Source organism: Olleya sp. KKT75, assembly GCF_055635485.1.
Window position 1 is genome coordinate 1,828,714 of the sequence record NZ_CM145759.1, and the last position, 15,398, is coordinate 1,844,111.

At 32.3% G+C, this 15,398-nt stretch carries 16 protein-coding genes; 8 read left to right on the plus strand and 8 right to left on the minus strand.

The window, feature by feature from the left end; all coding sequences use genetic code 11:
• Positions 1 to 103: 103 nt before the first annotated feature.
• The 6 genes from clpX to ACZ2G2_RS08020 form a co-directional block, all read right to left on the minus strand.
• Positions 104 to 1,336, minus strand: a complete 1,233-nt coding sequence (gene clpX / locus ACZ2G2_RS07995) for an ATP-dependent Clp protease ATP-binding subunit ClpX (protein WP_470391770.1) — start codon at positions 1,334 to 1,336, stop codon at positions 104 to 106.
• Between the two features lie 74 nt (positions 1,337 to 1,410).
• Complete coding sequence (gene clpP / locus ACZ2G2_RS08000) at positions 1,411 to 2,085, minus strand: ATP-dependent Clp endopeptidase proteolytic subunit ClpP (protein ID WP_090841819.1); 675 nt, start codon at positions 2,083 to 2,085, stop codon at positions 1,411 to 1,413.
• A 140-nt stretch (positions 2,086 to 2,225) separates the two neighbouring features.
• Positions 2,226 to 3,554, minus strand: coding sequence for a trigger factor (gene tig / locus ACZ2G2_RS08005; RefSeq protein WP_090841821.1), 1,329 nt, complete (start codon positions 3,552 to 3,554; stop codon positions 2,226 to 2,228).
• Between the two features lie 131 nt (positions 3,555 to 3,685).
• Positions 3,686 to 4,039: a phage holin family protein gene (locus ACZ2G2_RS08010; RefSeq protein ID WP_090841823.1), complete on the minus strand. Its 354-nt coding sequence runs from the start codon at positions 4,037 to 4,039 to the stop codon at positions 3,686 to 3,688.
• A 24-nt stretch (positions 4,040 to 4,063) separates the two neighbouring features.
• Complete coding sequence (locus ACZ2G2_RS08015; protein ID WP_090841825.1) at positions 4,064 to 4,825, minus strand: alpha/beta fold hydrolase; 762 nt, start codon at positions 4,823 to 4,825, stop codon at positions 4,064 to 4,066.
• Positions 4,826 to 4,831: 6 nt separating this feature from the next.
• Positions 4,832 to 5,545: a pyridoxine 5'-phosphate synthase gene (locus ACZ2G2_RS08020; RefSeq protein ID WP_470391771.1), complete on the minus strand. Its 714-nt coding sequence runs from the start codon at positions 5,543 to 5,545 to the stop codon at positions 4,832 to 4,834.
• 93 nt (positions 5,546 to 5,638) lie between these two features.
• Between ACZ2G2_RS08020 and ACZ2G2_RS08025 the strand changes: the two genes are divergently transcribed.
• From ACZ2G2_RS08025 to murI, 8 genes are all read left to right on the plus strand, one after another.
• On the plus strand, positions 5,639 to 6,298 hold the full coding sequence (locus tag ACZ2G2_RS08025; protein WP_470391772.1) for a CBS domain-containing protein: 660 nt from the start codon (positions 5,639 to 5,641) through the stop codon (positions 6,296 to 6,298).
• Between the two features lie 2 nt (positions 6,299 to 6,300).
• The gene (locus ACZ2G2_RS08030; protein ID WP_232782613.1) at positions 6,301 to 7,170 is read left to right on the plus strand and encodes an NAD kinase; all 870 of its coding nucleotides are present in this window, start codon (positions 6,301 to 6,303) and stop codon (positions 7,168 to 7,170) included.
• Between the two features lie 98 nt (positions 7,171 to 7,268).
• Complete coding sequence (gene porG / locus ACZ2G2_RS08035; protein ID WP_470391773.1) at positions 7,269 to 7,958, plus strand: type IX secretion system protein PorG; 690 nt, start codon at positions 7,269 to 7,271, stop codon at positions 7,956 to 7,958.
• 58 nt (positions 7,959 to 8,016) lie between these two features.
• Positions 8,017 to 8,700, plus strand: coding sequence for an isoprenyl transferase (locus ACZ2G2_RS08040; protein WP_394364791.1), 684 nt, complete (start codon positions 8,017 to 8,019; stop codon positions 8,698 to 8,700).
• Positions 8,633 to 11,287 (plus strand): BamA/OMP85 family outer membrane protein, encoded by a 2,655-nt coding sequence (locus tag ACZ2G2_RS08045; protein WP_470391774.1) that lies wholly within the window; start codon positions 8,633 to 8,635, stop codon positions 11,285 to 11,287. The genes ACZ2G2_RS08040 and ACZ2G2_RS08045 overlap by 68 nt, the downstream gene beginning before the upstream one ends.
• Positions 11,288 to 11,519: 232 nt before the next feature.
• Entirely contained in the window at positions 11,520 to 12,527 is a 1,008-nt protein-coding gene (locus tag ACZ2G2_RS08050; protein ID WP_470391775.1) for an OmpH/Skp family outer membrane protein, read from the plus strand.
• A gap of 43 nt (positions 12,528 to 12,570) precedes the next feature.
• The gene (locus ACZ2G2_RS08055; protein WP_101203665.1) at positions 12,571 to 13,080 is read left to right on the plus strand and encodes an OmpH/Skp family outer membrane protein; all 510 of its coding nucleotides are present in this window, start codon (positions 12,571 to 12,573) and stop codon (positions 13,078 to 13,080) included.
• 66 nt (positions 13,081 to 13,146) lie between these two features.
• Entirely contained in the window at positions 13,147 to 13,926 is a 780-nt protein-coding gene (murI, locus tag ACZ2G2_RS08060) for a glutamate racemase (RefSeq protein ID WP_090841840.1), read from the plus strand.
• Between the two features lie 208 nt (positions 13,927 to 14,134).
• Here the strand turns inward: murI and rpsU are convergent, their stop codons facing one another.
• Positions 14,135 to 14,329, minus strand: coding sequence for a 30S ribosomal protein S21 (rpsU, locus tag ACZ2G2_RS08065; protein ID WP_090841842.1), 195 nt, complete (start codon positions 14,327 to 14,329; stop codon positions 14,135 to 14,137).
• 103 nt (positions 14,330 to 14,432) lie between these two features.
• Positions 14,433 to 15,296, minus strand: a complete 864-nt coding sequence (locus ACZ2G2_RS08070; RefSeq protein WP_090841843.1) for a sigma-70 family RNA polymerase sigma factor — start codon at positions 15,294 to 15,296, stop codon at positions 14,433 to 14,435.
• Positions 15,297 to 15,398 lie beyond the last annotated feature (102 nt).

Below are 15,398 nucleotides of genomic sequence, written 5' to 3' on the forward strand. Positions count from 1 at the left end.
TTGCTATTAATCTGACTTAAGGGAAGGTCACATTGAGTTTAATCAAAAAAACCACTTTAAACATTTGTCTAAAGTGGTTTTTTATTGTTTGTATACTCTTTAATTAAGAAACTGCTTTAAGTTTTTTAATTGTTGTTTTACTAAGTCTTTGCTCTGCGTATGCTTTTGTAACGTTAAGTTTTTTAATATCGCCTCCAGGAAGCTCAAACATAGCGTCAGTTAGTATTTCTTCACATAAACTACGTAGTCCACGTGCACCAAGTTTATACTCGATAGCTTTTCCTACTATAAACTCTAAAGCACCATCTGTAATACTTAATTCAATATCATCCATTTGAAACAGTTTTTTATACTGTTTGATGATGGCGTTTTTAGGCTCAGTAAGTATCGCTCTTAATGTTTTACCATCTAAAGGATCCATGTAAGTTAAAACGGGAAGACGTCCAATTATTTCAGGTATTAAACCAAAATCTTTTAAATCTTTTGGGATAATATATTGTAACAGGTTGTCATGATCTACAACATCTTCTTTAATAGAAGCGCTATATCCAACTGCTTGCATGTTTAAACGTTTAGAAATAACACGATCTATACCATCAAAAGCACCTCCTGCAATAAATAAGATGTTTTCTGTATTAACCTCTATAAATTTTTGGTCTGGGTGCTTACGTCCTCCTTTTGGCGGAACGTTAACTACAGTGCCTTCTAAAAGTTTTAATAAGGCCTGTTGTACACCTTCTCCAGAAACGTCTCTTGTTATAGATGGATTATCACTTTTACGTGCAATCTTGTCTATTTCGTCAATAAAAACAATTCCTTTTTCTGCTTTTTCTAAACTATAATCGGCAGCTTGTAAAAGACGTGTTAAAATGCTTTCTACATCTTCACCAACATAACCAGCCTCTGTTAATACTGTTGCATCAACAATTGCTAACGGGACATTTAACATTTTTGCAATGGTTTTAGCCATTAATGTTTTTCCTGTTCCTGTTTGTCCAACCATTATGATGTTAGATTTTTGAATCTCGATATCATCTGTAGTTGGTGGCTGTAGTAAACGTTTGTAGTGGTTATAAACTGCTACAGACATTACTTTTTTAGTGTATTCTTGACCAATAATATATTCGTCTAAGAATGATTTAATCTTTTTAGGCTTTTTAAGCATCATTTCTGCTGAAAGATCTTTGGAGTCTTCTTCCTTAGATTCTTCTAAAACAATTCCATGAGCTTGTTGTATGCATCTATCACATATATGCGCATCTAAACCGGCTATTAATAAGCTGGTTTCTGGTTTTTTTCTACCACAAAATGAACATTCTAATTCTTCCTTTGCCATCTTTTATAGTTAAAAGTGATTAGTTATAAGTTTCTGTGTTTTACAAAAACTTATAACTCACTATTATATAATTTTTACTTACGAGCTAAAATCTCGTCAATCATTCCGTACTCCTTAGCTTTATCAGCTTTCATCCAGTAATCTCTATCACTATCTTCATATACTTTGTCGTAATCTTGACCAGAATGCTTACTAATAATGTTATAAAGTTCTTCTTTTAATATTAAGATCTCACGTGCAGTAATTTCTATATCACTAGCTTGTCCTTGCGCACCACCTAAAGGTTGGTGAATCATAACACGAGAGTGCGTTAAACCACTACGTTTACCTTTAGCTCCAGCACATAATAAAACAGCACCCATAGAGGCAGCCATACCTGTACAAATAGTAGCTACATCTGGTTTGATAAATTGCATTGTATCATAGATACCTAATCCAGCGTAAACACTTCCTCCTGGAGAGTTAATATATATCTGAATGTCTTTATTAGCGTCTGTACTTTCTAAGAACAATAATTGTGCTTGAATAATATTTGCTACTTGATCATTAATTCCTGTTCCTAAAAATATAATCCTGTCCATCATTAAACGCGAAAACACATCAAAAATAGCGATGTTCATTTGACGCTCTTCAATAATGTTAGGCGTTAAGTTGGTAGGATACATACTACTAATAATTTTATTGTAATATGTACTACTTATACCTTGATCCTTTATAGCGAATTTTTCGAATTCTTTTCCGTAATCCATAGTTTGAATAAGTGTTATTTTTATTGAAAAAATTAGGCGTTGTTTAGTCTTGCTAAACAACGCCTAAAGATAATGATTATTTTGTTAAACCTGTACTAATACAATCTTATCAAAATGATAAAAACAAAAAGTGAGGTTTATTATTTGTCACCGTAAACTTCTTTTACAAAAGCTTCATAAGACATTTCTTTAGCCTTGATGTTTGCTTTTTCTTTGTAAAGGTTAAGTAATTTTTGACTTACAACTTGTTCAGAAATACGTCTTACTTCGTCTTGATTACCTAATACACGTGCAGCAATATCATCTAATTCTTTATCAGAAGGATTAAGTTGTCCAAACTGTGCCATTTGCATTTTGATCATGTCTTTAGCATTAGTTTTTACGTCTTCAAAGTCTACTTTAAGATCATTGTCTGCCATTAATTTACCTTCGATAAGTTGGTAACGTAAGCTTTTTTCTGACTTTTCGTATTCTTCTTTTGCAGTCGCTTCATCCATTTCCTTTTCACCTGCTACTTGCATCCATTTTGTAAGGAATGCTGCTGGTAAATCAAATTTAGTATTGTCTACTAAGTATTCTGTAACGTCGTTTAATAATTTTTGGTCAGATTGTTGTACAAATTGCTTTTCAGCATCTTCCTTAATCTTCGCTTTTAATTCTGATACAGATTTTACACCATCTTTACCAAATAATTTATCAAATAACTCTTGGTCTAAATCTGCTAACGCACGACTATTAATTTCGTTAATTGTAAAAGTCACCTCGATGTCTAATCCATGTGCATCATCATGTGGTACTTTTAAAGCATTCATTAACTCATGATCATCTGCGTATAATCCTTTAGTTTTTAATGTAATTACATCACCAACTTTAGCACCGATAAATTTCTTTTCAGTTGCTTTACCTTTAAATTGATCTAAAGTTACAGTTAGCGTATTGTCTATTTCTTTTTCTTCGTTTTTGAAGGTTCCAGTAATTTCGCTATCCTTTTTAACTTCAGTTTCAGGAGTAATTTTTCCGTATTGTTTTTGGATGCGTTCAACTTGCTCATCAATCATTTTATCATCAGCAACGATGTTATAATGTGTAATGGCTTTTTTACTTGTTAAATCCACACTGAATTCTGGAGAAAGACCTAATTCAAATTCAAATGAAAAAGAATCTGAATCCCAGTTTATTTCGTCTTGTTGTTTAGGTAATGGTTGCCCTAACACATCTAATTTTTCTTCAGCTAAATATTTGCTTAATGCTTCTTGAAGTATTTTGTTTACTTCGTCAGCTAATACAGATTTACCGTATTGTTTTTTTACCATTCCCATTGGTACTTGACCTTTTCTAAATCCTGGGATGTTAGCTGTTTTTCTGTAGTCTACTAATATTTTTTCAACTTTAGCGCTATAATCTTCTTTAGCGATATCTATTTTTACTACAGCATTTAATGCATCAATGTTTTCTCTTGTAATATTCATTATAAATGATATAAAGCCCTAAAATGGGCATTAACACTAGTTTTTTTTAATTAAAAAGGTGTGCAAAAGTACTACTTTTTTATAGTATTACAAAGTTTTTAACATGTTGTGTTACAGACTATTTTTAAGATTTAATTTGAATCTTTATCTGTTTTTAAAAACGATTGCAGTAACCATTGTAAAAGGGATAGTAAAATACTAAATAAAATAGCGGTCCATATACTGGATACAGCAAAGCCATCTATAAAGTTGTCTGCTAGTAAAATAATTAGCCCATTGACTACAAATAAAAACAAGCCAAGTGTTAAAATTGTAATGGGTAATGTTAGTAATATTAATATGGGTTTGACCAATAGATTTAATAAAGAAAGTACTGCAGCCACAATTATAGCGGTTGTGTAATTATCTATGGATACACCGTTTAATATATTGGCTATAGCAAATACGGCTATAGCGTTTAGTAGTAATCTTATAATAAGTTTCATAAACTAGGGTTTAGTTAATAGACTTTAATTTACAAAATTTGTTACAGCTTGATAAAAATCTTTTGGGTTTTCTGCATGTAACCAATGTCCTGCATTGGCAATAGTTATAATCTTAGCTTCAGGAAAATGATTTTTAATCAGGGTTTCATCTTGATTACCTATGTATTCACTTTTGTCACCTCTTAAAAATAAAGTGTCTCCGTCAAATTTGGCGTGTAATGGAAGTGCTTCTCCGACTTCAGAAACATTTTCTGTTAACACATCTAAGTTTATTCTTAAGGCTAGTTTTCCTTTTTCGATCCAATATAGATTTTTTAGTAAAAACATACGTGTACCTGCATCTGTTACATAATTTGCAAGTTGTTTGTCTGCTTGACCACGACTTTTTAAAGTGTCAAAATCTAAGCTGTTTAGACCGTCCAATATGGCATCATGATGGATTGGGTAAAAACGTGGAGAAATGTCAGCTATTATTAATTTGCTTACTAATTCTGGATATAGTGTTGCAAATAACATGGCTGTTTTTCCGCCCATGGAATGCCCTAAAAGTATGGCGTCCTTTATTTGATGTGTGTCAAAGTAATTTTTTAAATCTTCGGCTAATGCTTCATAATAAAAAGCATCATCATGAAAACTGCGACCGTGATTGCGCTGGTCTACCAAATGTACTTGAAAATGCTCAGCAAACTGATTACCTAACGTTTTCCAATTATCACTCATGCCTAAAAAACCATGAAGAATCACAAACGGTTTTCCTTCACCTATAATATTTGAATGTAACACCATACGTTTCTATTGTAATTTATTCTTGTACATATTAATCACATTTTCAACACCTAGATATAAACTTTCAGAAACCAAAGCATGTCCTATAGAGACTTCTAAAAGACCTGGCATATTTTGTTTAAAAAACTGAATGTTATCCAAAGATAAATCATGTCCGGCATTAACACCAAGTCCTAAGCTATTTGCTAATTCGGCACAAGCCGTATAAGGTTGTATGGCGTTTTGATTACCTAAACTATACTCATGCGTAAATGCTTCTGTGTATAATTCAATCCTATCTGTTCCTGTTGCTTTTGCTCCTTCGATTTGTGCTAAATCAGGATCTACAAATATGGATGTCCTGATACCTTTTTTCTTAAACTCAGCAATGACTTCGGTTAAAAACCCTTTATTTTTAATAGTATCCCAACCTGCATTACTAGTTAATGTATCAATACTATCTGGTACTAACGTGACTTGTGTAGGTTGTAACTCTAAAACCATATCCATAAACTTTGGAATTGGATTACCTTCTATATTATACTCCGTATGTACTACCGGTTTTAAATCATAGGCATCTTGATAGGTAATATGACGTTCGTCCGGTCTAGGATGTATGGTTACGCCTTCCGCTCCAAAACGTTGTACGTCTTTTGCAAACTGAACCACGTTTGGGGTGTTACCGCCACGAGAATTTCTTAAAGTAGCAATCTTATTGATGTTTACGCTTAATTTTGTCATAACTATACTATAATTTAAAACACAAAAATACAAAGTATAAGAGGCTTTTTGTGCTAATTTTTAATTAATTTGCAAAACAAAAGTTTTTATAAAATGAACCTTTCAGACTACGTAATAAATGATATAAAACCATTGCTAAACACTGGCTTAGTTAGTGATTTGCAACTGTTGTTTAACCAATTAACCTACTCTCATATTCCTATTGAAAATGAAGCGGGAGTTTATTTAGGATGTATCTCAGAGAATGACGCACATTGTTTTCAAAAAGTTGAGGTTATTTCTGATTGTGGATATGCTACCGAAGGTTTTTTTGTAAGAAACGATACTAATTGGTTAGATGTTTTAGAGGCGTTTGCCCAAAACTCCGCTAATATTATGCCTGTTTTAGATGGCAGTAATAAGTATTTAGGGTATTATGAGCTTAATGATATTATTGGTTTGTTTAACGAAACACCTTTTTTTGCGGAGAACGGAGCGGTTTTAATCATAGAAAAAGGATTGATAGATTATTCGTTTAGCGAAATTAGTCAAATTGTAGAAAGCAATGATGGTAAGCTATATGGCGCTTTTATTTCTAAAATTGAAAACGATATCGCGCAAATTACTCTAAAAATAGGAAATGTTGGTTTAAGCGAAATGGTGCAAACCTTTAGACGTTATAGCTATAATATAGTGTCAGGTCATGAGGAAGATAGTTATCTTGATGGTTTGAAAGAACGATCAGATTACCTTAATAAATACCTTAATATGTAATGGTGAAAGTTGCTGTTTATAGTCAATTTCAGAAAAAGAAACCATTAGCATCACTAGAAGTGTTATTAGATGTGTTTCAAAAAAAGAATATAGAGGTGGTTATTGAAGCTGCTTTTTATAAAGGTGTGTCGCCAAAGATTGAAGCCGATTATGCTACATTTATAACGTTAGATAACAGTTTTGACTTTTTGGTTAGTATTGGTGGCGATGGTACTATTTTAAGAGCAATAACTTTAGTTGGAGATTTAAATATCCCGATTGTTGGTGTTAATACCGGTCGTTTAGGATTTTTAGCTACTATCCAACATGAAGAGATTGAAGACGCGATCCAAAATATTTTAGATAAAAACTATTCAATCTCAGAACGCAGCTTACTTACTATTAAAAGTTCTGAGGATAATGCCGAAATTAATACTTGTAATTTTGCTTTAAACGAAATAGCTGTTAGTAGAAAAAATACAACTTCTATGATTACGGTTGAAACCGAATTAAATGGCGAGTATTTAACGTCGTATTGGAGTGATGGATTGATTATATCTACACCAACAGGATCCACAGGGTATTCTTTAAGTTGTGGTGGTCCCGTAATTACGCCTAACGCAGCAAGTTTAGTTTTAACGCCAATTGCACCGCATAATTTAAGTGCAAGACCGTTAGTTATTGAAGACTCTACAGTAATAACTTTAAAAGTAAATGGTAGAGAAAAGGAGCATTTAGTGTCTATGGATTCTAGAATTGCGACCTTAACTAACAAAACAACAATAACCATAAAAAAAGCCCCGTTTACTATCAAAATGATCGTTTTAAACAACGAAACTTTCTTGGATACACTCCGAAAAAAACTGCTTTGGGGAGAAGACAAGCGTAATTAAACAATAAAATCTTGTTAAATGTGTTTTTAAGTGTAACTATTTCAATCAAATTGTTATGGAGTAGTCTTATTTATTATATTTGCAAACTTTGAAGATTTATGAAGCAGTTTACCTTAGTCATACTAACATTTTTAAGCATACATTTTAGTAGTGCGCAAATCAACGAGTTTGGGTTGTATTTGGGTGGTGCCAATTTTATAGGAGATGTTGGAGCTACAGATTATATTGCACCCAATCAATTAGCTATTGGAGCGATCTATAAATGGAATAGAAGCCCAAGACATTCTTACAGAGTGTCTTTAACTTTTGCTGACTTGGAAGGGATTGATACAAATTCTGATGATCCAAGTAGAGAAATCAGAGGTTTTGAGTTTAACAATCAAATCATAGAATTGACCGCAGGTGTCGAGTTTACTTTTTTTGATTTTAATTTGCATCAAGGCGGATTTATATACACTCCTTACTTGTTTTCGGGTGTAAGTGCAATACAACACGATAACTTATATTATGATAGTTTAGGAGACGTGCAAACGGAGGACTCTAGCAGTATTGCTATTGGTATACCTATGGTTGTGGGGTTTAAAGCTCTGGTTACACCTAATATTGTCTTGGCTTTAGAGGTTGGAGCACGTTATACGTTTTCGGATAATCTAGATGGTAGTGCACCAGACTCAAAAGAATTAGCTGATAGAAGTTTTGGAAATTTAAATAATAATGATTGGTATACATTTACAGGAGTAACATTAACGTATACTTTTGGAAAGAACCCATGTTATTGCGGATATTAATTTGAATATAGAAGATCACATACACAAGCAAAATTTGCCAAAGCATATCGCCATAATCATGGATGGTAATGGGCGTTGGGCAAAGCAAAAAGGAATGTTACGCGCTTTTGGCCATGAAAATGGAACTAAATCTGTGCGTCAAACAGTTGAGGCTTGTGCAGAATTAGGTATTAAACATTTGACTTTATACGCGTTTTCTACAGAAAATTGGAACCGACCTAAGTTAGAAGTGGATACGTTAATGCGATTATTAGTGTCTTCTCTTAAAAAAGAGATAAAGACCTTTAAGGACAATAATATTAAATTAAAAGCTATTGGTAATTTAAAATCATTGCCAAAAAAAGTATATAAAGAATTACAAGAAGTTATTGAATTAACTAAGGAAAATACGCACATGGATCTGACTTTAGCACTAAGCTATGGGTCTAGAGAAGAGCTATTAAATGCTGTTAAAGAAATCAGTACTAAAGTTAAAAATAATATAATTTCTACAGAAAGTATTGACGAATCGGTATTTAATGCACATCTTTACACGCAGAGTTTACCTGATGTTGATTTACTTATAAGGACAAGTGGAGAGCAACGTATTAGTAATTTTCTGCTATGGCAAATAGCCTACGCAGAGTTATATTTTACACCAGTACTTTGGCCAGACTTTACAAAGCAACATTTATATGAAGCTATTATTGAATATCAAAAAAGAGAACGACGATTTGGGAAAACCAGTGAACAAATTAGCTAAACAATTACCATTGAAAACAATATTAAACTACACTTTGTTAGTGATTACTTTTTTAAGTACGTTAACAATAAGCGCACAGGATTTAAGTTACGAAGACGGTAAGAAATATAATCTAGCAGAAATAACAGTTAAAGGAAATACTAGCTTTAGTGAGCAGACAATAATTGCCTATTCCGGTTTAAAAAAAGGAACAGAAATTATGGTTCCTGGTGAAGAAATTAGTGATGCCATAAAAAAATTATGGAAATCTAATTTATTTAGTGATATAGAAATGTATTTACTAAAGGTAGAAGGTGATAGTGCTTTTTTAGAAATAAGATTGTCAGATTTGCCAGAGCTTAAAGAGATTGTTATTACTGGTGTTAAAAAAGGTAAACACGAAACTATTTTAAAAGAAAATAAACTTTTAAGAGGAACAAAGGTTACTGAAAACTTAATTACAACTACAGAAAACTATTTAGAAAGCAAGTACAAGAAAAATGGTTTTCTTAATGCTAAGGTTAATGTAAATACTATCGAAGTTGTAAATGACTCTATAGAAAAGCCTATAGTTAACATGATTGTTGCTATTAACAAAGGTGATAAGGTAAAAATTAAAAACATAGATTTTGAAGGGAATAGCGTTTTAAGTGATAAAAACCTTAGAAAAGCTATGAAAAACACTAAGAAGAAAAATCCAATTAGAGTTTTAAAGCGTTCAAAATTTATTGAAGCAGATTTTAAAGAAGATCTTACCAGTGTAGTAAATAAGTATAAAGAAATAGGATATAGAGATGCAAGAGTAATTTCTGATTCTCTAATTGACAACAACGATAAAACAGTATCTCTAAAAATTAAGGTTGAAGAAGGTGAGAAGTACACTTTTGGAGACATGACTTTTATTGGTAACACTGTTTATTCGGATGAGGCTTTAAGACGAAAGTTAAGAATTGTAAAAGGAGATACATATAATGGTGTAGAACTTCAAAAGCGTATTGCTGATGAAACTAAACCTGACGGAGATGATTTAACTAACTTATATCAAAACAACGGGTATTTATTTTCTACTATTAACCCAGTAGAAATTAATGCAGATGGTAATGTTATTGATATGGAAATTAGAATTTCTGAAGGTAAGCCAGTGTATTTTGACAGAGTAACAGTTGTTGGTAACCAAAAAACTAACGATCATGTTATCTATAGAGAAATTAGAACAAGACCAGGTGATTTATATAGTAAAGAAAATGTTGTAAGAACAATTAGAGAATTAAGTCAATTAGGATTCTTTGATGCAGAGCAATTAACACCAAATTTTAAAAACCCAAATCCAGAAGAAGGTACAATAGACATGGAGTATGCTGTTGTAGAAGCTGGATCTAGTCAGATCGAACTTCAAGGAGGTTACGGTGGAGGTGGTTTTATTGGTACTTTAGGATTGTCTTTTAATAACTTTTCAATTAAAGATATCTTTAAAAAAGATGCTTATAAGCCAATACCAACAGGAGATGGTCAAAAATTAGCATTACGTTTACAAGCAAGTAGATTTTTCCAAACATATAGCTTCTCATTTTCAGAGCCATGGTTAGGAGGTAAAAAACCAGTACAGTTTTCTACATCTATTTCTCAAACAAAGCAATTTTTATATGATGCAACAACTGGTAATGCAGATAAGGACAGTCGTTTTAATATTACTGGTATAACATTTGGTTTAGCTAAGCGTTTATCAATTCCGGATGATTTCTTTACATTGTCTCAAGCGATAAGTTTTCAGCATTACAATTTAAAAAACTATAATACAGGACTATTTACTTTTGGAGATGGGTATTCAAATAACTTGTCTTATACGTTAGGGTTAAGTAGAAATAATACGTTTAACGATCCAATTTTCCCAATGGGAGGGTCTAGTTTTTCTGCAACAGCAAAGTTCTCGTTACCATATTCAATATTTAATAGTACAGATTATAGTGCTTTAAAATCAGAAAGAGATACTAATGAAGCTATAGCTAATGATGCAGATGCTAATACTATTTTAAGAACAGCAGCAGCTAATAGGGTAAGTGAAATTGATCAAGAGCGTTATAAGTGGTTGGAGTTTTATAAAATCAAATTTAAAGGAGATTGGTACACTAGACTAGTTGGTAAATTAGTATTACGTCCTAGTATAGAATTTGGTTTCTTAGGTGCATACAACCAAGATAGAGGTGTTATTCCTTTTGAGCGTTTCTTTGTTGGAGGGGATGGTCTAGGAAGTTATAGTTTAGATGGTAGAGAAGCTGTTGCCTTACGTGGATATTCAAATCAAGCATTATCATCTGCTGATGGTGGTACTATTTATAATAAATTTTCTTTAGAGTTACGTTACCCTATTACCTTAAAGCAATCTGCTAAGATTTATGCGCTAGGGTTTTTAGAAGCAGGGGGATCTTATGATAATTTTAATGATTACGATCCATTTGCACTTAAAAGATCTGCAGGTTTAGGTTTAAGAATCTTCATGCCAGCATTTGGTTTATTAGGTATCGACTTTGGTCATGGGTTTGATCCACAGCCAGGAGAGACTTCTAAACATGGATGGGAAACACACTTTATAATTGGTCAACAATTTTAATTAATTATAGTTTAGCCCAATAAAACCAGTAAATTACAAACATCGTTTCTTTATTTTTTTATTTTTGGCACGATATTTTCTAATAACATTACAAGGATTTGATTAAAGAATTAATTTTTTTTAGAATTAAATTCGTTATTTTGAAAAAATTAACTCAAAAAATGACATTGGTATTATAATGTTTGTAATTAATTTGAGTTTATACTAAAGAAATATTTAAACAACATCCAAAATGAAATTAAAAGTTCTTATTGTATTGGTTATGTTAGCAGCAGGTTTTTCTGTTAATGCTCAACGTGGAGTTAGAATTGGTTATATAGATACTGAGTATATTTTAGAAAACATTCCAGAATATACAGAAGCTACAGGTCAATTAGAGAACAAAGTTCAGAAGTGGAAAGCTGAAATTGAAACAAAGCTTAACGAAGTAAAATTAAAACGTGAGTCTTTAAATAATGAAAAAGCATTATTGACAAAAGAGTTAATTGAAGAACGTGAAGAAGATATTGTTTTTGAAGAAAAAGAAATCTTAGATTATCAGCAAAAACGTTTTGGTCCTAATGGAGATTTAATGCTTCAGAAAAGACAATTAATGCAACCTGTGCAAGATCAGATTTTTCAGGCAGTTCAAGATATTGCAAAAGCAAAGAAATATGATTTTGTTTTTGATAAGTCAGCAGACGTGGTTATGTTATATTCTGCAGAACGTTTTGATATGAGTGAGTTAATTATTAGAACAATCTCTAGAGCATCAAAACGTACCCAGGCTAAAAATAAGGCGGAACGTAAAAATGCAAAGGCTGAAGATGTAGTAGTTGAGATTAACGAAGAAAAGGAATCACGTCAAAAAGCAATAGACGAGAAGAATGCAGAGCGTGCAACTGCAGCTGAATTAAGAAAGAAAGAGATTTTAGATGCTAGAGAAGCTAAGAAAAAAGAAGCTGCTGATAGAAGAGCTAAGATTTTAGAAGAACGTGCAAAAGCAAGAGAAGATAAGTTAAAAGAAAGAAGTGGTGATCAAACAGAAACAGATAAGCCAAGTGTTGCTGATGATACCCAAAACGATAACCAAGAAGCAGCAGTTAAGTCAAGTGCTGATATTCTTGAAGAAAAAAGATTAAAAAGACTAGCGGATAGAGAAGCAAGAAAAGCTGAATTAGAAGCTAGAAAACAAAAAATCTTAGAGGACCGTAAGAAAGCTAAAGAAGAAAATCAGAGCGGAGAAGACGAAGACAACTAAGACTAATACAAATAATTTATAACACACAAATACTATTTTAAAAATGAAACAATTCAAGACACTTTTATTTGCAGCAGCCTTATTTATTGGAGCGACAAGTTTTACTAACGCTCAGACTAAAGTAGCACACGTTGACACACAAAAACTTGTTGCGTCTATGCCAGCAATGACAGCTGCTAAAGCAGAAATGGACAAAATGGGAAAGACATTTGAAGCAGATATCCAAGAAATGGTAAAAGAATATCAAGCTAAAGCAAAATTATACGAAGCAGAAGCAGCTACAAAAACTAACGAGCAAAATCAAGCTCGTGGTGAAGAGTTACAAGGAATGCAACAAAGCATCCGTCAGTATCAAGCAGACGCACAAACACAATTACAGAAAAAAGAATTTGACTTATTAAAGCCAATTACTGAAAAAGCGAAAGCAGCTATTTTAAAAGTTGGAACAGCACAAGGTTTTAACTATGTTTTAGATTCTTCTGAAAGTTCAGGTGTAATTATGGCTTCTGGTAAAGATTTATTATCTGATGTACAAAAAGAATTAGGATTTTAATTAAAATTCCTTTTAAATTAAAATTAAGCTGCCTAAATTTAGGCAGCTTTTTTTATGCTTAATTATATGAATAAACAACCTATAGGTATTTTTGATTCTGGAGTAGGAGGGACTTCTATATGGAAGGCGATACATGCATTGCTTTCAAAGGAGAATACAATCTATTTAGCAGACAGTGCAAATGCGCCTTATGGGCCAAAAGGTAAGGAGGCTATTTTAGCGCTCTCTGAAAAAAATACTGAGTATTTACTTAATCAGAACTGTAAGTTGATTGTAGTGGCTTGTAATACGGCTACAACTAATGCTATTAGCTACTTAAGGCAAAAGTATGATGTGCCTTTTATTGGCATAGAGCCTGCTATAAAACCAGCTGCTTTACAAACTAAAACAAAAGCGATAGGCGTCTTAGCTACAAGAGGGACGCTAACTAGTCAATTGTTTTGTGATACAGCACAGTTGTATAGTAATGGTATTAAGATTATAGAGCAAGAAGGAGAAGGCATTGTACAGTTGATAGAAAGTGGTCACATTGACTCTGATCAAATGACAATGCTTCTTAAAACCTATTTAAAACCAATGTTAGCTGCTAATATAGATTATCTAGTCCTGGGCTGTACGCATTATCCATATCTAATTAGGCAACTATTGTCATTATTGCCTTCTCATGTAAAAATCATCGATTCAGGAGAAGCTGTAGCAAAACAAACAAAAGCAGTTTTAGAGCAACATAACTTATTAAATTTAAGTGATAGCAAGTCTGTGTTACAGTTTTACTCTAATGGTAATCCATTAGTAATGGAGAGTTTATTGGGAGATCCATACAAAGTAGACTATCTTAAGTTTTAAAATCCAATCAAAATGTGACTGTATGTTTTGATTGTTAATTCTAAATTTTAGGCACAACTTATTTATATCAGTTGTTTTTAATAATCGCCTGAGGTAACTTTATGTTACAATGACTAGTTAAGAAAACAATTAATGTGATATGTTTTAAACAACAAAAAAACCACGACATATTAAAATGCGTGGTTTTTTTATATAAAAGAAAAGTTATTTATATATTCTCTGCGTCTCTAAGACCTTGAATATAACTAGCTTTTTGAATCTGACGTCTGTTCTTTACAGATGGTTTTGTAAAGTATTGCTTGTCTCTTAAGTTTTGCATAACTTTTACATTTCTGTGCTTACGTTTGTAACGTTTTAGAGCACGTTCTATGTTTTCACCTTCTTTAATTTCAATTCTTAACATATCTAAATTTTAAATCTGGTGCAAATATCAATTAAATTAAAATATAATTCAAATTAATAATGCACTTTTTTTGTTATTTAATAGACTAAAGCGTTATTTAGGTTTATCCTAAATACGTTTTTAGTATTTTACTCTTAGAAGTTTGACGTAAACGTCTGATTCCTTTTTCTCTAATTTGTCTTACACGCTCACGTGTTAAGTCAAAAGTACGACCTATTTCGTCTAATGTCATTGCTGGTTGATCGCTCAATCCAAAGTTAAGTCTAATAACATCACTTTCTCTAGGAGTTAGTGTTTCTAATGCTCTATCAATCTCAGTGTTTAAAGATTCGCGCATTAAGTTGTTATCAGGGTTTGGAGACTCGTTAGAGCTAACTAAGTCATATAAGCTATAATCTTCACCTTCTTTTAAAGGCGCATCCATAGAGACGTGTCTACTAGAGATTTTCATAGATTGCTTAACATCACTAATTGTTAAATCTAATTCTTTTGCAATCTCAGATGCACTTGGAGGTCTTTGATTGACTTGCTCTAAGTGAGAGGTTACTTTTCTTATTTTGTTTATTGATCCAATTTTGTTTAATGGAAGTCTTACAATTCTAGATTGTTCTGCTAAAGCAGATAAAATTGCTTGTCTAATCCACCATACTGCATAGGATATAAATTTAAAACCTCTGGTTTCGTCAAATCGCTTTGCTGCTTTTACTAATCCAGCATTACCTTCGTTAATTAAATCTGGTAATGTTAAACCCTGGTTTTGGTATTGCTTTGCAACAGAGACTACGAAACGTAAGTTAGCAGTGGTTAATAAATCCAAAGATTTTTGACAGCCTTCTCTAATCTTCTGTGCCAATTCAACTTCCTCCTCAGCGGTAATCATGGGAAGTTTGCTTATATCTTGTAGGTATTTATCTAGTGATTTTGACTCACGGTTGGTAACTTGCTTGGTAATTTTTAATTGCCTCATTCAGTCCGGATTATTTAATGTTATAGGTACAATGTAATGCTTTTATTGACATTTCCAAATAATTAACATATTCTTTTGAAATAAAAGCTCAAACGATTAAAA